We start from the raw sequence: 19,641 nt of genomic DNA on the forward strand, positions 1-19,641 counted from the left end.
CGGCCAGCCGATACCCATAATCAGCAGCCGAGGGTGGTGATGGCAGCCGATGATGGCGCAAGCGGTCCTTGTTGACCGTTCGGAGGGGTGCGCGTGTTCTTTCAGCCTATCCGCCGTTCATCTCGCGTAGTCTCGTGATGAACTGCTGGGGCCTGAGCCAGATGCCTGGTGTCTTGTAGCCCATGGAGCGGGCGATGTCGGCGACGAAAGCGTTGCAGTTGTAGATTGACGCCTGCCAGAAGCGGGCTTCGGACTTGAGCTTTCGGATCTTGGCAACGACGTCGCGATACTCCGCTTCCGTCAACATGACGCGCCAGCTCGCGGACCTGTACTGTTCCTCCAGATCACCGTCACTGGCGCCAGTTTCGGCCGGCACCGGCAAAACGTGACCAATTACATAGGGAGCGGTATCGTTTGTCGCTGGGGCAAGCCCCGCAACTTCTGGATTGACAATTGCTCCAGACTTGCTGAGCCGGCCAAAAATTACGTAGGAGTGACCGTAACTGAGGGCATAACGAGAGCGGAACTCAATGAAATAGCCCTGATCGCGCTGTTGTGACGTTGTGCCCGCGTAGCTTGAGACGAATCGCGGCTGAGGGCCCTTGTCCTGCGATTGACACGACGTAACCGCGATTGCGGCCAGGACGGCGAACGAAATACGACCTCGTGAACGAGTCATTTCTGCGCGATGTCTCCCAAATTCTGATCAGGCTGCGAAGGTGCGACTGGTGGATTTCGATTCGCGCCGCGAAATGTGGCCAAGCCGGCCACGGTCAGACAGGACGGGAAGGACTGTGAGGTCCTCCCCGAACTAAGGTCAGTGACTATTTGTAAACGGGCGCTGGTTCTTCAGCCACCGGTGGTGGCGCCTTGCCTTTGCCTTTACCGATTGTCCCGCAAGCGGCGAGGCTGGCCACGGAAAGCAACGCAACTGTCACGATTAGAATTCGGCTCATCAATATTTCCTTTCCTCTGTTGTCGGAATGGTTATTCGAAGGCTACATTCATAGTATTACCGGCAATTCGAGATTCGTCCTAGTGCAGAAATAACACGCTCGTTGGTCGGTTTATCGTTACCGAAGTTTAAATAATCCATCAAAGCGTGCTGGGCCCTACTCCAATGTCAAACTCAGATAGAGTACGGCTTCAAATGATCAATACCGAAGTTCCAATCGGTGTCCGTGCGTATAGGTCGACGATGTCCTCGTTGGTGAGGCGGATGCAGCCGTTGGAAACGGCTTGTCCTATTGTCCAGGGCGCATTTGTACCGTGGAGCCGGAACTTGGTGTCCTGTCCATTGCGATAAAGGTATAGAGCCGACGCCCCTAGCGGGTTGTGAGGGCCGCCTGTAACGCCACCGGCGTATTGCGCCAATTCCGGCTTGCGTCGGATCATGCTTGCCGTCGGTGTCCATGTCGGCCATTCCGCCTTTCGACCGACAACTGCCCGCCCCTTGAGGGTCAGGCCTTCTTCTCCGACGCCGATTCCGTAGCGCATCGCCCATCCACCACTTTCGATCGAGTAGAGGTAGCGTTGCGATGTGTCGACAAGGATCGTTCCGGCCGGCTCGTTGCCGTCATATCGGACGTGCCGTTTTCGGTAGCGACGATCAACGCCCGGGGTGCCGCCGTATAGGGACGGAAAGGAGACGCCTTGCCAAGTTGAACTGCATCCCGCCAACAAGCCAAGGCTGCCGATTAACAGGAGTCTCCGTGTAATGCGGTGATTGTCCATCTTTACCTGCTGAGAAAAATGGTACGCCCCGAATCTTTCTAGCATTACAATATTGCCTGGCCAAGTTCCAATGAATCAAGTGAGGCTTGCAAGCAGATAATCAGATGACGCTTAATATTTTTTCTGCGTCCCAGGGGATGAACGAAAAGGATTGTATATCTGGAACGAGAGGATGGGTGTGATGCATGGATTGGATTAAAATTTGCTGCGATTCTTGTGTGTAGTTGCATCAGCCAGGTTGGAAGATCGGGGCCCGATGTGCGCCCATGAAATGACTTGCGATGTCGTGCACGCTCGACGGGTCGAAACATGTAAATTAGGAATGGCAGCATGAATTTAGGCTTCGCTGGCAAGGTAGCGCTCGTGACTGGCGCGGGTTCGGGAATTGGCGCAGCCGTGTGTCGGCAACTCGCTGCCGAGGGGGCAGAAGTGGTGGCTGCCGACGTCGACGCTGAGGGCGCGCGCAACATCGTTGCGGAGCTTCGCGCGAAGGGGGGCGCAGCCCACGACGTTGCCGTCGATGTTGCTGACGCTGCCGCCGTGGAAAAGCTGGTTGCCTTCGCTGTTAAGACCTGCGGCGGTCTGCATCTGGCGGTCAACAATGCCGGCGTCGATGGGGTCCGCAAGGCGACCGCCGACTATCCAGTTGATGGCTGGCACGCATTGATGAATGTGAACCTGCACGGCGTCTTCTATTGTATGAAGTACGAGATCGCGGCCATGGTCGCTCAGGGCGGGGGTGCCATCGTCAATACCTCTTCCATTCTGGGCGCTGTCGCTCTGCCGGCCGCAGCCGCCTACACGGCCGCCAAGCATGCAGTGGTTGGGCTGACGAAGGCTGCTGCAATCGAATATGCCCGAACGGGAATTCGTATCAATGCCGTGGCGCCTGGTTGGATCGACACGCCGCTCTCGGCGGAAAATGCTGACGTGGCAAAAAACAGGCGCATGATGTCTCTGCAGCCGATGGGTCGTCTCGGTACGCCGGATGAGGTTGCTGCCCTGATCTGTTTCCTGTTGTCGGAGCAGGCGAGTTTCATCACCGGGAGCGTTCATCTCGTTGACGGCGCCTACACCGCTCACTAACGGGCGGCGTATTCACTCTTTAGATCACCTCCCTATGGTTCTAGGCACGTAGATGCGCGCGTCCGGCATCGCGCTGCGGCTTGTTGCGACGCGAAAATAAAAACGTTTTTATTTTCCTTGAAAACGTTTTTATTGGCTGTTACCTCTATGTTCAGGAGAGGTCGACGCCTGGGAGGGTGCATGGCGACTGAGATGCACAGGGCGCGGCGCGCGCCGACGCCGACGATCAAGACCCTGGCCGAGATGACGGGCTATTCCATCGCAACGATCTCGAAGGCCTTGCGCGAATCTCCCGTGGTCGCGCCGGCGACCAGAGACATCATCTACAAGGCAGCCCGTGAGGTCGGCTATCAGGCCAACGCCCGCGGCATGGCGCTTCGCACCGGCAAGAGCTTTCAGGCCGCCGTACTGATGCCGGTGACCGCGGCACGCGACTATGAATGGGACGGCGTCGAATACACCCAGACCCTGAGTGGCATCAGCCAGGCACTCGATGGCACCGACTACCGCATGTCGGTGCACGTGATCCGCGACGCGGCCGATGGCGCGGACGCGGCGCGCCGCATCGTCGATCAGGGGCTAGCCGATGGCCTGATCTTCTCCGGTATTCTCGCCGATGACCCGCGCATCGACCTGCTCGTCGCTGAGGATTTCCCCTTCGTCTCGATGGGGCGTTGCCGCGGGGATCTCGACTATGCCCATGTCGACATCGACAACGAATGGGCAGCGCATGCGGCGACCGCGCGGCTGATCGCCGGCGGCCACCGGCGGATCGCGCTCGTCAATCCGGAGCGGCGGCTTTCCTACGCGCTCGACAGGATCGACGGTTTCGTCCGGGCGTTTCGCGAGGCCGGCCTGGAAGCCCCGATGGATCTGATTGCCGAAGGCGACCTCTCGACCCATTTCGGCCGGCAGACGGTGATCGATTTCCTGCAGCTCGACGACGCTCCGACCGCCTTCGTCTGCATCAACGAATCCACCACGCTCGGCGTGCTCTCGGGGCTCGGCAGCCTCGGACGCCAGGTCGGCGTCGATGTTGACGTCATCGCCTATGACGACATCAACGTCAGCGCCTACTTCACGCCGCCGATCACGACTTTCTATCAACCGATCGAGGTGCTCGGTCGCACGCTCGGGCAATTCCTGCTGCGCCGTATGGAGGGGGAGGACCCTGGGGTGTTGCGGCAGGTCTTCAGGCCGACACTGATCGCGCGCCAGCCCGATAATCTCGGTGGCCGCCTGATCCAAAGTTAATCATCCAAGGAGGAGAACCATGAAGAAACTGATGATTGCCCTGGCTGTAGCAGCCCTTGCTTCGAGCGTGTCCCACGCCGCCGATCTCGGCGGCAAACTGCTGAAGGTCGGATCCGACACGACCTCGCCGCCGATGGAGAGCATCGATCCGGCAACCGGACAGGTGGTCGGTTTCGATGTCGACGTGGTCAATGCCGTCTGCGCCAAGATCAACTGCCAGGCCGAATTCATCACGACCGGCTGGGACGGCATCTTCGCAGCCCTCGACCAGGGCAGCTTCGACCTCGTCGCCTCCGGCGTCTCGATCACCGAGGAACGCAAGAAGGCGATGGACTTCTCCGATCCCTACATCGTCAACAGCCAGGCTGTGCTGATGCGCGCTGACGACCAGGGCATCACACTCGACGCCTTCAAGGACGCCGGCAGAAAGCTCTCCGCCCAGGCAAACACGACGGACGCCCAGGTCGCCGAAAGCGTCGTCGGCAAAGAGAACGTCGCCGCTTACGACACGTTCAGTGCCGCCATCATCGCGTTGAAAAACAAGGATGTCGACGGCGTCGTCATCAACGGCGCCAATGCGGCTGCCTACGAGCGCGAGTTCGCCGGCGAGCTCGTCGTTGCAATCAAGGACCTCGAATCCGATCCGCTCGGCCTCGTCTTCCGCAAGGGCGACGAGAATGTTGCGGCTTTCAACGAAGGCCTGAAGATGATCAAGGACGACGGCACGCTCGACCAGCTGATCAGCAAATACTGGGGCCTTAAGTAAGCCCAGAGTGCCAATCGGGCCCGGAGCATGCTCCGGGTCCTCCGTCTGTCTAATCTATGCCCCCGGAGGAATGAATGTCGTTCCTGAGAAGCGTGCGTCCGAGCAATCTGATCATCCTGACCGCGCTGCCCTTCATCATCTATCTGTTTATTTCCTCCGGCGACTATCAGCGCTCGCTGCGGGCGATCCTCGGTGTCGAAAACGGTTCGTCGGCCTTCGTGCCTGGCTTTCTGGCGCTGGCGATCGCATTTACTTCGGGCATCGCGGTGCTCGTATTCTCGCGCGCCAAGGCGCCGCGTCCGCGCCTCGCCAATGTGGCGGCGCTGCTCAATCTCGCTGCCGCCGCCGTTCTCGTTATCGGCCACAGTATCCATCCCTTCATCGCGTCCGTCGTCGCCAATGGCGTCGATCCGTTCAAGTCGACATTGATCGCAAAGGGCGTGACGCCGCGGCAATTGACCGAGGCTGCGGATCTCATGGTGCAGGGCGTCGAGGCCTGGCTGTTTCCCGCCTATCTGGGGGTCACGCTGATTGGTCTTGGTCTTCATTTCTGGAGCAGACGTCCCGATGCTCCTCCTGACGGAAGGTCGCGCCGCATCGCGCGCTGGATCATCGGCCTCGTCAACGGTGCGGGTCTCGTCTTCATCTTCTTCTTCGCCCATATCGCCTTTGCGGCCGGTGTGGCGACCACCATCCGCGCGGCGATCGCAGCTTATATCCTGGCGGCGCTCATGGGCCTTGTCTGGGTTGGGCTGTTGCAACTGCACTCGACGGTGAGGACCAGCCTCTATTTTGCGATCGCCACCCTGGTGCTGGCGGTTGCGGCCGGCTGGTTCCTCATGCAGCCGCGCGACACCTACGTGCTCGCCGGCACGCTGGACGGCAAGGTCGGCATCATCACCAATACGCCGGCGGGGCTCATCAGCGCCGTGCGTTTCGGTCAGTATGACGGCGCGCCGCAGACGGAAACGCCGGTCCGCACCTTCGTCGGCCCGACCGAGGCGCTGGCGTCGATCGCCAAGGGCGAGGGCGTTTCCGGGGCCTTGCTGCCGGCTGCCTCCGCTCCGGCAGACATGCCGGTCCTGTGGAAGACCGAGGCGCTCAACGACCGCGACCGTGCCGCCGGTGTCACCGTCGCCGTGCTTGCGATCATCCTTGGCCTTCTCACTTTCGGCGGCTATCTGCACCAGCGCCATCCTCTGGCGATCGGCTCGGAGTTCATCGTCGATACGATCCGCGGCATTCCGATGCTGGTGATCGTGCTTTATGTCGGCCTGCCCTTGAGCGGGGCGTTGAAGGACGCGACGCAAGGGGTGCTCGACCCGCCAAACCTGATGCGCGGCATCGTCGCGATGGCACTCGCCTATTCGGCCTATCTCGCCGAAATCTTCCGCTCGGGCATCAATGCGATCCCGGTCGGCCAGGTCGAAGCGGCGCGCAGCATCGGCCTCAACCGTTGGCAGACGGCGCGTCTCGTCGTGCTGCCGCAGGCTTTCCGCATCATCATCCCGCCGCTTGGCAACGAACTGATCGCGATCCTCAAGGACACGTCGCTGCTGTCGATCCTGTCGATCCGCGACATCACCCAGCGCATGCGGGAGTTCCAGTCGGCAAGCTTCCTGCCGTTCGCGCCCTATAACTCGGCGGCGATCTTCTACATCTTCCTGACGTTGGCGGCGGCCAGCCTCGTCAACATGATCGAGCGGAAATATGACATCAAGCACCGCTAGGCTCCGCACGGTTCTGATCACGGGCGCCTCCCGCGGGCTCGGCGCAGAACTCGCGCGGCTTTACGCCGAAGACGGCTGGCGGGTGATCGCCTGCCAGCGGGGACCGGCCTCAAGCGAAGGTTCGGCGGATCGGTTGGCGCTGGACGTTGCCGATCCCGCTTCCATCGACGCTCTCGGACAGTGTATCGAGGGCGTCGCGATCGATCTGCTGATCAACAATGCGGCCGTGCGCGGCGATACCGGCGGCCTCGCGACGCTTGAACCGGGCGATTTTCTCGACGTTATGCGCATCAATGCGCTGGCGCCGCTGCTGGTGACGCGGGCGCTCCTTGCGAACCTGCGCGCCGGCGAACATCGCGTCGTCGCCAATATCAGCAGCCGCGCCGGCTCCCTTGCCGAAGGCACGCTCGACGATGATGACGGCGACTATGCCTATCGCTGCTCCAAGGCGGCCCTGAACATGGCGACGGTCAAGCTGGCGCAAGATCTGAAGGGCGACGGGATTTCCGTCGTCTCGCTGCATCCTGGTTGGGTGCAGACGGATATGGGCGGCAGCGAAGCCGTCGTTTCGGTGGCGACAAGTGCTGACGGGCTGAAGGCGATCATCGACGGCACAGGTTTGGCCGATAGCGGCAGTTTCCGCGCCTATGACGGGCGCCGGGTTTCGTGGTGACAGGACAGTGAAATGGCAGACAGAGATTTGAGAACCGAGCAGGAACTGGCAACGATCCGGATCTGGCTCATTGAGACCTACGGCATCGAGGCAAGCCTCTCGCCGCTGCCGGGCGAGCACGATCTCAACTATCGTGTCTCTGCTGCCGATGGTCAGGAGTATCTGTTGAAGCTGCACGCCGCCAGCGATGCGGACGAACTCGAGATGCAGATTGCGGTGCTCGAACACATCGCCGCCAAGGATTCGGGGCTGCCGATCTCACGGACGTTTCGCGATCGCTCGGGTGGCGTCACCAGCAAGATCGAACTTCGAGGCCCGCGCACCGCACGGCTGCTCGCCTGGCTGCCCGGCGATATCTGGGCGAAGGCGCCGCTTCGCCACATGGCGAGCGCCGAAAGCCTCGGGCGCCTGCTCGCCGGTCTTGACCGCGGCCTCGAAGATTTCTCCCATGCGGGCGCCAAGCGGCTCTATGCCTGGGACATCGGCCGCGCCGACATGCACGCTTGCCATGTGGAACTGATCGACGGCGCCGACAAGCGGGAAGCGGTTCAGGCGATCCTCGAGCACTTTTCTTCGACGGTCCTTCCGCGTCTTGCCTCCTGCCCGAAGCAGGTCATTCACAACGACGCCAACGACTACAACGTGCTGCTCGACAAGGATGGCGTTGTCAGCGGCTTGCTCGACTTCGGTGATATGGTCGAGACCTGGCGCGTGATCGAGATCGCCGTCGCCTCTGCCTATGCGCTGATCGGGTCTCCCGATCCGGTCGGCACGGTTGCAGCCCTTGCCGGCGCCTACCATCAGGTCAATCTGCTAAGCGAGGCGGAAGTCGAACTGGTCTTCGATCTGGTCAAGACCCGCTACGCCGTCAGCATGTGCATGGCGGCAAAGCAGATCCGGGACAATCCTGAGAATACCTATCTGCTCGTCAGCCAGGAGGATGTCTGGCGCGAGCTCAATCGCCTGCAGGGCGAAAACCGCGCAATCGCCATCGCGCGCATCCGCGATGCCTGCGGCTTTGCGCCGATCCCGCATGCCGCTGCCGTGGTTCGCTGGCTCGAAAAGAACGCGCATGACTTCGCGCCGATCGTTCGGCCCTCGGTCAAAAAACCGAAGGTGACGGTGTTCGATTTCTCCGCCGCCGGCCCGGAGGCCGCGCGATGGTCAAGCCTCGATGCGGCGGAAGCTGAAGCCCGCATCATGGCCCAGATCGCCAGCGAAGGCGCCGCCTTCGGCATCGGCCTCTACGGCGAGGATCGCGGGATCTACCAGGGCGACGCCTATGAGACCGCGATCGAAGGCGCGCGGCGCTCGGTGCATCTCGGCGTCGACATCTTCGCGCCGGCGGGCGAGCCGGTCTCGGCACCCTTCGCCGGCAAGGTCGCCTACATACACGACGACGCGGTTGCCTTTGGTTTCGGTCCGACCGTACTTCTCGAGCACGAGGTCGAAGGCGGTCTGCGCTTCTGGACGCTCTACGGTCATCTTTCGCGCAACAGCGTTGCCAAGCTCGCCAAGGGGCAGGCGATCGCCAAGGGCGAGGTTTTTGCCGCCTTCGGTTCCGCTGACGAAAACGGCAACTGGGCGCCGCATCTGCATTTCCAGATCGTCACCGATCATCTCGGTCTCGCCGGACAGATGCATGGCGTCGGCGTGCGCGATCAATGGCAGGTCTGGCGCGAAGTGAGCCCGGACCCGAGCGTCGTGCTTGGCCTTTCGGTGCCGGTCTCTGTGATCGTCCCGCGCGACAAGGCCTTTCTTGTGCGTGAACGCCATCGTCGCATTGGTCGGTCGCTGAGCATCGCCTATAGCGCGACACCCTTGAAGATCGTCGGTGGCGAAGGCGCGTATCTGATCGACGAGGACGGCACGCGCTGGCTCGACATGGTCAACAATGTCTGCCACGTCGGCCATTGCCACCCGCGCGTCGTCAAGGCCGCACAGGCGCAGATGCAGCGGCTGAACACCAATTCGCGCTACCTGCACGATTCGCTGGTCGAATATTCCCGCAGGCTCGCCGCGCAGTTTCCGGATCCGCTCAACGTCTGCTTCTTCGTCAATTCCGGCAGCGAGGCGAACGACCTGGCGATCCGGCTGGCGCGCGCCTATACCGGCAATCGCGACATCATCACCGTCGACCACGCCTATCACGGCCACCTGTCGAGCCTGATCGACGTCAGCCCCTACAAGTTCGCCGGCAAGGGCGGGGAAGGGCAGGCGTTGCATGTGAAGGTCGCCGAGATGCCGGACCTCTATCGCGGGCGCTATCGCTATGGTGACGCGGATGCGGGCCGGAAATATGCCGAGGATGTGCGCAGCCAGGTTGCGGTTCTTGCTGCCGATGGTCGCCGCCCGGCGCTTTTCTTCAGCGAAGGCATTCTTGGGACCGGTGGGCAATTGTCGCTTCCGGAAAGGTATCTGCGCGAAGCCTATGCGCATGTGCGCGCCGCCGGCGGCCTCTGCCTCGCCGACGAGGTGCAGGTGGGCTTCGGCCGCGTGGGTAGCCACATGTGGGCGCATGAACTCCAGGGCGTCGTGCCTGACATCGTCACCATGGGCAAGCCAATAGGCAACGGCCACCCGATGGCGGCCGTCGTCACGACCGAAGCGATCGCCGCCTCCTTTGCCAACGGCATGGAGTATTTCAACACCTTCGGCGGCAATCCGGTCTCGGCCGAGATCGGCCTTGCCGTGCTCGATGTCATCCGCGACGAGCGGCTAATGAACCATTGCCGCGTCGTCGGTGACAGGCTGATGGACGGGGCGCGGACGCTCGCCGGCAAACACGCGATCATCGGTGATGTCAGAGGCCACGGCCTCTTCAACGGCATCGAACTGGTGCGCGACCGCGAGACGCTGGAGCCGGCAGCGCGCGAGCTTGATTTCGTCATTGCCGAGATGAAGCGCAAGCACCGCATTCTCTTGAGCAGCGAGGGACCGCACCACAATGTGCTGAAGGTGAAGCCGCCGGCGCCCTTCAGCGCCGAGGATTGCGACCGCTTCCTCAATGCGCTGGACGATACGCTTCAGCGTCTAAGCGTCTGAGACAAAAGACCAAAAACGGCCGCCTCCGGGCGGCCGTTGTGTCATTGCTCTCTGCTCTCAACAGCAAAATCGGATCGATGCGATTTTCCGCTTTACAAGAAAGTTAAACGTTTTTATCGTGCATATAAACGTTTAACTTGGTGCTGCAACTCGGCCGTTGGCCGCAGCAGTGCTCCGCCGGCAGGGAGGGCCCGTTGGCAGCGATCCGCATCGACAATTTGCGCAAAGGCTTTGGTTCGCTCGAAGTCTTGAAGGGTATCAACCTCGATATCGCCGACGGCGAGTTCGTCTGCTTCCTCGGTCCGTCCGGCTGCGGCAAGAGCACGCTGCTGCGCTCGATCGCCGGCCTCGAGGATCTCGACGGCGGCTCGATCCATCTCGGCGATCGCGATATCACCGACGTCGCTTCGGCCAAGCGCGACATCGCCATGGTCTTCCAGAACTACGCGCTTTATCCGCACATGAACGTGCGCAAGAACCTGTCCTTCGGTCTGGCGCTGAACGGCATGAAACGCGACGAGATCGACCGCCGCGTCGAGAGCGCTGCCGACATCCTGCGCATCAAGGAACTGCTCGCCCGCAAGCCGCGCCAGCTTTCCGGCGGCCAGCGCCAGCGCGTGGCGATCGGCCGCGCGATCGTGCGTGAGCCAAAGCTCTTCCTGCTCGACGAGCCGCTGTCGAACCTCGACGCGGGCCTGCGCGTCACCATGCGCGTCGAACTTGCGGCGCTGCATGAACGTCTCGGCGTGACGATGATCTATGTGACCCATGACCAGGTGGAAGCGATGACGCTTTCCGATCGTGTCGTTGTGCTCGACAAAGGCAAGGTCAGCCAGTTCGGTACGCCGCTCGAACTCTTCTACCAGCCGGCCAACCTGTTCGTCGCCGGCTTCATCGGCTCGCCGCGCATGAACTTCGTGACCACCGAAGTGACGTCGCAGGTCGATACGGCGGTGACGCTCAACGGCGGTGGTCTCGCCCATCCGCTCACGCTCGAAATGCTCTCGGCCGCACCGGTCGCCAAGCCCAAGTCGGTGACGCTCGGCATTCGCCCGGACAAGATCGAGCTGGTGTCGGCCGAGGAGGGTCACCTCGTCGGCGACGTGCGCCTCGTCGAGCGGCTCGGCACGGAAAGCCACGTCCATATCAGCCTTCAGTATGGTGGCGACATGACTGCGGTCGTGCGCGGCACGCATCCGGTTTCCGCCCGCGAGCGCGTGCATCTGCGTCTGCCGGCCGAGCATTGCCATCTGTTCGACGGCGATGGCCAGTCGGTTGCCCGACGTCTCGATGGCGAGACGCAGGCGCTCATCAATCAGGAAAAGGCAAAGCGGGTCGCGTAACCCGAAGGAGGAGGAGAAACATGCTCAACAGGAAGTCGATCATCGGCTCGCTGATGGTTCTGGCAATAGCTGGAACCGCCACGGCTCGCGCAGAAGAGACCTTGCGCTTTGCGACCTGGGATACGGACGAAAGCCTGGCGATCCAGCAGGAAATCGCCAAGAAGTTCGAGGAAAAGCATCCAGGCGTGAAGGTTCAGGTCGAACCTTATGCCGACGGTTACGATCAGAAGCTGATCGCCGCCTTCGGCGCCGGCAACCCGCCTGACGTCATGTATATGTGGAACTTTCCGCAATATTACACGTCGCTGAAGCCGCTCGACGATCTGATCGCCAAGGATGCGGCCGAGATCAAGCCGGACGATTTCCCGAAGGGCCTGATGAACACGGTTCGTGTCGAGGGCAAGACCTACGGCATGCCGTCGGGCTTCACCACCCAGGTGGTGTTCTACAACAAGGACATGTTCGCCAAGGCCGGCGTCGAGGAACCGAAGGACGGCTGGACCTGGGACGACCTGCGCGCCAAGGCTGCCAAGTTCCGCGACGAGCCAAACAAGGTCTATGGCTTTGCCGTCGACGCCAAGCCCGACCCTTATGATTTCGAGCAGTTCCTCTGGTCGAACGGCACCAAGTACATTTCCGACGATGGCAAAAAGATCGACGGCTACATGAACAGCGACGCCGCCGCCCAGGTCCTCGACATGTTCGGCGACATGGCCAAGAAGCAGGAAGCGATCACGCTGAACCTCGGTGACGACACGTCGGGCAGCACGCTGTTCAAGGGCGGCAAGATCGCCATGTTCCAGAGCGCCATGTGGTCGAAGTCCGGCATCGATGCATCCGGCATCAAGTATGGCGTAGCACCACTGCCGAAGTTTGGCGACAAGACCGCCCACTCGGCGCTCGGCGTTTCGGCGATCTCGATCGCCAAGGATGCGGCCCATCCGGACCTCGCCTGGGAATTCGTCAAGTTCTTCTCCTCGCCGGAAGCGGTTGCCATGCGCATCAACGACCTGCCGGTGCGCACCAGCGTTGCGGAAGAAAAGGGCATGACCAAGGACCCGATCTACAAGCCGTTCTTCGACATTCTCGCGACCTCCAACACCGAAACCCATGCGTTCCTGAAGAACGCCAACTGGGGCAAGGTCCAGGACAATCTCGCTCGCGCCATCGAGGCGACGATGATCGACCAGGGCAATGCCAAGCAGCATCTCGACGAGGCGGTTGCCCGCTCGAAGCGGCTGATCAAGTAAGACAAGGGAGCCCGGGGAGATGGACATGACCTATGCAACAGCCGCAGTGCCGGCCGCGGCCAAGCGCAAGCGCTCGGCCTTCGCCCGCCACATCGCGGCCTATCTGTTCATTTCCCCGTGGATCCTCGGGTTTCTGTTCTTCACGCTTGGCCCGCTCGTCTTCTCGTTGACGATGAGCTTCTACGACTGGCCCGTCGTTGGTGAACGCACGTTCGTCGGGCTCGAAAACTACCGTTCCATGCTGTTCGAGGATCCGCAGTTCTGGGAAAGCCTCTGGATTACGGTCAAGTTTGCGGCAATCTATGTGCCGTTCAACATCGTCATGTCGTTCCTGCTGGCGCTGATGTTGCATAACATCACCTTCGCCAGCGGCTTCTTCCGCACCGCCTTCTACCTGCCGAGCGTCATTTCCGGCGTCGCGCTGGTGACGATCTGGAGCTGGATCTACAGCCGGGAATACGGGCTCTTGAACTTCATGCTCTCCTTCGTCGGCATCGACGGGCCGAACTGGCTCGGCGATCCGAACCTGGCGATCGTCGCCATCATCATCGCCAGCCTCTGGGGGCTCGGCGGCACGATGCTGATCCTCTTGACGGGCCTGAAAGCCATCCCGAAGGAGCTCTACGAGGCCGCAACCGTTTCGGGCGTTCCCGGCTGGGCGCAGATGCTCTTCATCACCCTGCCGATGCTCGGGCCGATGCTGCTCTTCACCTTCATCACCTCGATCATCTCGGCCTTCCAGCAGCTGACGATCGCGCTGCTTCTGACCAAGGGCGGACCGCTCGGCTCCACCTATTTCTTCGCCATGTACATCTACGACAACGCCTTCAAGTATTTCGACATGGGCTATGCCGCCGCCGGCTCCTGGGTGATGTTCATCATCGTGCTCCTGCTCAGCCTCGGCGTCATGCGCTGGTCGGCTGCCTGGGTCTATTACGAAGGCGAAGTTCGCCAGAACGATGGAGAGCACAATGCGTAAGACGCTGCTCTATTCCGCGCTCATCCTGCTCTCGGCGCTGTTCATCGCGCCGTTCTACTGGACCTTCATGACGGCGATCAAAAGCTCCGCCGAGCTCTACCAGTTCCCGCCAGTCTTCTGGCCGTCGGAATGGCACTGGGAGAACTTTGCCGCCGCCTGGAACAAGCAGCCCTTCGGCACCTACCTCACCAATTCGGTGATCGTCGTCGTGCTGTCGACGATCGGCCAGCTGATCTCGTCGTCGCTGGTTGCCTATGGCTTTGCCCGCTTCCGCTTCCCCGGCCGCGACCCGCTGTTCATCCTGCTGCTCGCCACCATGATGATCCCGTGGGACGTGAAGATGATCCCGCTCTACATGGAGTTCAACCTGCTCGGCTGGATCAACACGCTGAAGCCCTTGATCGTGCCCGCCTATTTCGCCGATGCTTTCTTCGTCTTCCTTTTGCGCCAGTACATCATGACTGTGCCCATGGAGATCGACGAAGCCGCCCGCATGGATGGCGCCAACGCTTTTGACATCTACTGGCGCATCCATCTGCCGCTAATGATGCCGGCGCTGGTGCTGGTCGGCACCTTCCACTTCATGAATGCCTGGAACGACTATCTCGGCCCGTTGATCTTCCTCAACGACCAGTCGAAATACACCCTCACGCTCGGCCTCTCCATGTTCAAGGGCCTGCACGAGGTGGACGTGACCTCGATCGCCGCGATCACGGTCATCCTCTGCCTGCCGCCGCTCGCCCTCTTCTTCGTCGCCCAGCGCTACATCATGGATGGCGCAGTCGGCTCGTCGGTGAAGGGATAACGGCATGCTGTTCGACATCGATACCGTGCCCTTCAGCCGCAGGGGCCGGTTCCTGACGCTCTCGATGATGCGCGTGCCGGGCCGCGACGGCGAGCGGGCACTTTATCTCCGCCACGTGGCAGGCGGCGACGAGCGGCCATCGCTCGGTCGCCTCTGCCGCGTGGAATTTCTCGATGCGGAAGGCAGGGCCGTGGCCCCGGTGCTCGTGCTTTCACCCGAACGACTCGACGCACGCGTCGGTGACGGCGAAGTCACCTTCGTCATCGGCGACGGGGAGCGGCTGCACATATCCGGCAGACAAGCCGGCGTACGCTTTCATCTCGAAGGCTCGCGTTACGATTATGTCTACCGCACGCCGAACGGAGAGGATTGCCTCGTCGCTGCGGTCGAAAACGTCAAGTTCATCCCGCGGGCGCTCACCGGCGACCTGAAGGTCACCGGCGCCTGGCAGCGCGATCATTCCGAAGACGTGTCCTTCGCCTTTTCGGGGACCGGTGCCTTCGAGGGCAATGTCGACTTCTTCCGCACCGTGCCGCCGGCTGATCGGCCCGGTCGGTTCGCCGAGGCGCTTTCGGATGCGAAGGCAGAATTCTCTGTGTGGCACGCACGCGTTCCCGGAGGTGTTGACGGCCAGGGCGAGGCGCATCGGCTGGCAAGCTATCTGCTCTGGGCGAACGGCGTGCCGGCCGGTGGCGCGTTGACGCGGCCGGCGATCTACATGTCCAAGAACCACATGATCAACATCTGGAGCTGGGACAACGCCTTTTCGGCGCTGGGCGTTGCGGCCTTCGATCAGGATCTCGCCTTCGATCAGTTCGCAGCAATCTTCGACCACCAGGACGCCTCCGGCCTGCTGCCGGATTACATCAACGACCGCGACGTGCTCTTTGCCTTCACCAAGCCGCCGGTGCACGGTTGGGCGGTGTCGCTGATCGCAGCTGCCAATCCGGGCTTCCTGACAGCGGAGCGCAAGTCCTACCTGCGCGACGCCATCGGCCGACAGGTCGATTACTGGCTGACCCATGGACGCAAGGATGCCACGAGCCTGCCGTCCTATTTCCACGGCAACGACAGCGGCTGGGACAACGCCACCTTCTTTGCCGAAGGCGGCCCGGTGATCTCGCCGGATCTGCCGGTTTTCCTGATCCTTGCCTGCGAGGCATTGGCCGAGCTTCTTGAAGACGATCGAGAACGCCGGGCGATGTGGCGGCAGAAGGCAGACGAGCTGCAGGCGCTGCTGTTCGACCGCCTCTGGACCGGCGAGACCTTTGGCGCCCGGCTCGCTGCGGATCCGGAGCGGATCTTGCCGGGCGAAAACCTCATCCAGTTCATGCCCCTGCTGCTTGGTTCGCGGCTGACGCCCGACATGCGCGAGAAGCTTGTCGCGCGGCTCGTCGCCGGCGGTTTCATCACCGAATGGGGCCCGGCGACGGAAAGCCCGAAGAGTTCCTTCTACGAAGACGACGGTTACTGGCGCGGGCCGATTTGGGCGCCGACCACACTGCTTCTCTGGGATGGACTGCGCCGGCAAGGGAAGATTGAGCTCGCGCGCGAAGTCGCGGAAAAGTTCTGTTCACTTGCGAGCAAAAGCGGTATGGCCGAAAACTTCGACGCGCGCTCGGGGAGGGGCCTTCGCGATCGCGCATTCGCCTGGACATCCGCAGTCTATCTTGTGCTGGCAGCATCGCTCAGCGCTGACAACCCGTGACGAGCAGAACCGCCATGCAGAGACCGACGATCAAGACCATTGCGCAGGAGACGGGGCTTTCCATCGCCACCGTTTCCAAGGCCCTGAAGCATTCGCCTCAGGTTCGTCCGGAGACGCGCGCGATCGTGATCGAAGCGGCGGAACGCGTCGGCTACGAACTGAACATGCATGGCGTGCAGTTACGCACCGGCAAGACCTATCAGGTCGCAGCCATCATGACCGCGCCGGGTCCGAAGCAGAACGAATGGGAAGGCGTCGAATACGCCCAGCTCCTGAGCGGCATTTCCTGGGCGCTGGAAGACAGTCCCTATCGCGTCTCGCTCTATGCGGTCCGCAATTTCGAGGAGAGCCAGGCGGTCATCAAGCAGATCGTTTCGCTGAAGAAGGCCGACGGCATCATCATCTCGGGCACCCGCGCCGACGATCCCCGCATCCGCACGATGCAGGCGGCCGATTTCCCCTTCGTCACCTATGGCACCAGCATTCACAATGCGCCGCATGCCTATGTCGATGCCGACAACGAGCAGATGATCCGGGTGTCGATGGCGCGGCTCACCGAGCGCGGTCATCGCCGCATCGCGCTGCTCAACCCGCTCTCGGACTTAAGCTACGGCATCACCCGGCACGAAGCCTACAGGCATGCGCTTGATGTCGCGGGGCTTCCCTATGATCCGGCGCTCGTCGCCCATGGCCGTCTGACGCCGGCTTTCGGCCGCGAGAACGTGCTGACCATGTCGGAGCTCGGCAACCCGCCGACCGCCTATATCTGCGCCAATGAAGCCTCCGCGCTCGGCGCCTTCTCGGGCTTCCACGAGCGCGGGCTGGTGCATGGCCGCGATGCGGTGATCAACGCCACAGACGATCTCAACGTCAGCCAGTATTTCGCGCCGCCGATCACCACCTATTACCTGCCGATCAGTGAACCGAGCAGCCTGCTCGGCGCCTATATCCTCAGGCGCATGGAGGGTGAGCCGCCGGAAGCGCTGCAGACGCTGCTCATGCCGAACCTGATCGAGCGTTGCGACGACCGCTTGAACCCGAACCGTTGACGAATTTCACGCCCGCTCAGGGCGCTCATTCATGCCCTTGAATATAAACGTTTATATTCCAGGGCGCACAGACAAAACCCGAGGTCGGACCCAACCGGCCGTAAGACATGACGAAGGACCGGAACCCGTGCACATGCCCCTGACGAGATCGAACCGCTTCAACGCCAAGGAACAGCAGACGGACATGCTGGAACTCGGCGTCTGCTACTATCCGGAGCAGTGGCCGAGCGAAAAATGGGAAGAGGATGCCCGCCGCATGGTCGAGCTCGGCCTTGCCTGGGTGCGGATCGGCGAATTCGCCTGGGCGAAGATCGAGCCCCGCTCCGGCGAATTCCACTGGGAGTGGCTGGATGACGCGATCGAGGTGCTCGGCAAGGCCGGTCTTAAGGTCATTCTGGGAACACCGACCGCCGCACCGCCGAAGTGGCTGATCGACCGCTACCCGGACATCCTGCCCGTCGACGTCAAGGGTGTGGTGCGCAAGTTCGGCGCCCGCCGTCACTACTGCTTCTCCAGCCGCCGCTACCGCATCGAGGCGGCGCGGATTTCCGAAGCCATGGCCGAGCGCTACGGCAAAAACGCCTTCGTCCATGCCTGGCAAACCGATAACGAGTATGGCGACCACGACACGATCTACAGCTATTCCGACGAGGCGCTGCGCGCCTTCCGCGAATGGCTTGAGGCCCGCTATGGCACGGTCGAGGAGCTGAACCGCGCCTGGGGTACGGCCTTCTGGGCGATGAACTATCTGAGCTTCGACGAGGTCGAGCTTCCGAACAACCTCGTCGAAGAGCCGAGCCCGACCCATATCGTCGACTACATCCGCTTCTCCTCAGACCAGGTGAAGAGCTTCAACAAGGCGCAGGTCGACATCATCCGCAAGCACTCGCCGGGCCGTCCGGTGACGCACAACTTCATGTCGCAGAACACCGACTTCGACCATTACAAGGTCGGCGAGGACATCGATATCGCGTCGTGGGACGTCTATCCGATGGGTGGCCTGCTCAATGGCCGTCTGTCCTCGGAAGACAAGGGCCGGTATCTGCGCGTCGGCGATCCCGACCAGCCGGCCTTCAACCACGATCTCTACCGGGCCGTCGGCAACGGTCGTGTCTGGGTGATGGAGCAGCAGCCGGGCCCGGTAAACTGGGCCTCGCACAATCAGTCGCCGGCCGACGGCATGGTCCGGCTCTGGACGTGGCTCGCCTATGCCCATGGCGTCGACATGGTGTCCTATTTCCGCTGGCGCCAGGTGCCGTTTGCGCAGGAACAGTTCCATGCCGGCCTGCTGCTTCCGAACAGCGAGGCGGACCAGGGTTATCTCGAAGTCGCGCAGGTGGCCGATGAGATGAAGCGCTTGCCGAAGGGCGAGCGCCGCGAGAAGGCGAAAGTCGCGATCCTGCTCGACTACAATTCGCGCTGGGCGACCCGGGCGCTGCCGCAGGGCCGCACCTATCTGGCTTCGCAGATCGCGCTCGACTGGTATTCGACCGTCGCCCGCCTCGGCGTCGATGTCGACATCATCGGCCAGCACTCGGACCTCGAAGGCTACCAGCTGGTGCTGGCACCCGACCTCGTGATCCCCGAACAGGCCTTCGTTCAAAAGCTTGCGGCGTCGGGTGCCAAGGTGCTTTTCGGACCGCGCAGTGGCAGCAAGACCGAGGACATGCATATTCCGGAGGGCCTGCCGCCGGGTCCGCTCGCCGCGCTGATCGACGTCAGCGTCGCGCGTGTCGAGTCGCTGCCGGAATTCCACGGCGAGAGTGTGCTTTACGGCAACGAGACCTATCCGGCCGGCGTCTGGCGCGAGACGGTTCGCACCAACGAAACCGTGCTTGCGACCTTCGAGGGCGACTATCGCAATGGCGCTCCGGCGCTCGTCGGCAACGACAAGGCACGCTACATGGCAACGGGTGCACGCGGCGAGCTCCTGGACAAGGTGATTGGCGATGCGCTCGGCTGGGCTTCGGTCGAGGCGCTCGCCGATCTTGGCGATCTGCGCATCACCCGCCGCGGCAAGCTCACTTTCGCCTTCAACTACGGCAAGACGGCCGTGGACGTGCCGGCGTCTGCGGGCGCAACCTTCCATGTCGGTGGCCGCAAGCTCGGCCCGGTCGACGTCGCGATCTGGTCGGAGTGATCGGAAGGCAGATTATCGCCCGCCGACCGACGCAGCACCCAAAAGCAAAGAGCCCGGCCTTGGAAAAAGGCCGGGCTCT

The 19,641-nt window shown here is 62.0% G+C and carries 15 protein-coding genes and 1 pseudogene; 13 read left to right on the forward strand and 3 right to left on the reverse strand.

Annotated elements, in window-relative coordinates:
- Positions 1-106: 106 nt before the first annotated feature.
- The 3 genes from ASD63_RS31830 to ASD63_RS31835 form a co-directional block, all read right to left on the reverse strand.
- Entirely contained in the window at positions 107-679 is a 573-nt protein-coding gene (locus tag ASD63_RS31830) for a hypothetical protein (protein ID WP_060530451.1), read from the reverse strand.
- Positions 680-824: 145 nt separating this feature from the next.
- A complete protein-coding gene (locus ASD63_RS36435; RefSeq protein ID WP_077963089.1) occupies positions 825-956 on the reverse strand; it encodes an ABC transporter in 132 nt (43 codons plus the stop codon).
- 190 nt (positions 957-1,146) lie between these two features.
- A complete protein-coding gene (locus ASD63_RS31835; protein WP_060530487.1) occupies positions 1,147-1,734 on the reverse strand; it encodes a L,D-transpeptidase in 588 nt (195 codons plus the stop codon).
- Positions 1,735-2,064: 330 nt separating this feature from the next.
- On the opposite strand from ASD63_RS31835, the gene ASD63_RS31840 reads away from it, so the two are divergent.
- The 13 genes and pseudogenes from ASD63_RS31840 to ASD63_RS31900 all read left to right on the forward strand — a co-directional run bounded on the left by ASD63_RS31840 (position 2,065) and on the right by ASD63_RS31900 (position 19,562).
- Complete coding sequence (locus ASD63_RS31840) at positions 2,065-2,820, forward strand: SDR family oxidoreductase (protein ID WP_034805810.1); 756 nt, start codon at positions 2,065-2,067, stop codon at positions 2,818-2,820.
- A 180-nt stretch (positions 2,821-3,000) separates the two neighbouring features.
- Complete coding sequence (locus ASD63_RS31845) at positions 3,001-4,074, forward strand: LacI family DNA-binding transcriptional regulator (RefSeq protein WP_060530452.1); 1,074 nt, start codon at positions 3,001-3,003, stop codon at positions 4,072-4,074.
- A 19-nt stretch (positions 4,075-4,093) separates the two neighbouring features.
- Positions 4,094-4,840 (forward strand): transporter substrate-binding domain-containing protein, encoded by a 747-nt coding sequence (locus ASD63_RS31850; RefSeq protein WP_060522032.1) that lies wholly within the window; start codon positions 4,094-4,096, stop codon positions 4,838-4,840.
- A 74-nt stretch (positions 4,841-4,914) separates the two neighbouring features.
- Positions 4,915-6,570, forward strand: coding sequence for an amino acid ABC transporter permease (locus tag ASD63_RS31855; protein WP_060530453.1), 1,656 nt, complete (start codon positions 4,915-4,917; stop codon positions 6,568-6,570).
- A complete protein-coding gene (locus ASD63_RS31860) occupies positions 6,551-7,243 on the forward strand; it encodes an SDR family oxidoreductase (RefSeq protein WP_060530454.1) in 693 nt (230 codons plus the stop codon). The genes ASD63_RS31855 and ASD63_RS31860 overlap by 20 nt, the downstream gene beginning before the upstream one ends.
- 12 nt (positions 7,244-7,255) lie before the next feature.
- Complete coding sequence (locus ASD63_RS31865; protein WP_060530455.1) at positions 7,256-10,288, forward strand: aminotransferase class III-fold pyridoxal phosphate-dependent enzyme; 3,033 nt, start codon at positions 7,256-7,258, stop codon at positions 10,286-10,288.
- 194 nt (positions 10,289-10,482) lie between these two features.
- Positions 10,483-11,656 (forward strand): annotated as a pseudogene (gene ugpC, locus ASD63_RS31870) (sn-glycerol-3-phosphate ABC transporter ATP-binding protein UgpC); the annotation flags it as partial.
- Entirely contained in the window at positions 11,652-12,881 is a 1,230-nt protein-coding gene (locus tag ASD63_RS31875) for a sugar ABC transporter substrate-binding protein (protein WP_060530457.1), read from the forward strand. The pseudogene ugpC and the gene ASD63_RS31875, both read left to right, overlap by 5 nt.
- 25 nt (positions 12,882-12,906) lie before the next feature.
- Positions 12,907-13,860 (forward strand): sugar ABC transporter permease, encoded by a 954-nt coding sequence (locus tag ASD63_RS31880; RefSeq protein ID WP_244497296.1) that lies wholly within the window; start codon positions 12,907-12,909, stop codon positions 13,858-13,860.
- On the forward strand, positions 13,853-14,665 hold the full coding sequence (locus ASD63_RS31885; RefSeq protein ID WP_034805833.1) for a carbohydrate ABC transporter permease: 813 nt from the start codon (positions 13,853-13,855) through the stop codon (positions 14,663-14,665). Before ASD63_RS31880 ends, ASD63_RS31885 begins: the two co-directional genes overlap by 8 nt.
- 4 nt (positions 14,666-14,669) lie before the next feature.
- A complete protein-coding gene (locus tag ASD63_RS31890; RefSeq protein WP_060530459.1) occupies positions 14,670-16,373 on the forward strand; it encodes a trehalase family glycosidase in 1,704 nt (567 codons plus the stop codon).
- Between the two features lie 14 nt (positions 16,374-16,387).
- Complete coding sequence (locus ASD63_RS31895; protein ID WP_034805837.1) at positions 16,388-17,422, forward strand: LacI family DNA-binding transcriptional regulator; 1,035 nt, start codon at positions 16,388-16,390, stop codon at positions 17,420-17,422.
- A gap of 127 nt (positions 17,423-17,549) precedes the next feature.
- Positions 17,550-19,562 carry a beta-galactosidase gene (locus ASD63_RS31900; protein WP_060530460.1) on the forward strand — a complete coding sequence of 671 codons (2,013 nt, stop codon included), beginning with the start codon at positions 17,550-17,552 and terminating at the stop codon, positions 19,560-19,562.
- Positions 19,563-19,641 lie beyond the last annotated feature (79 nt).

The sequence above is a fragment of the Ensifer sp. Root558 genome (assembly GCF_001427045.1).
Lineage (GTDB): Bacteria > Pseudomonadota > Alphaproteobacteria > Rhizobiales > Rhizobiaceae > Ensifer > Ensifer adhaerens.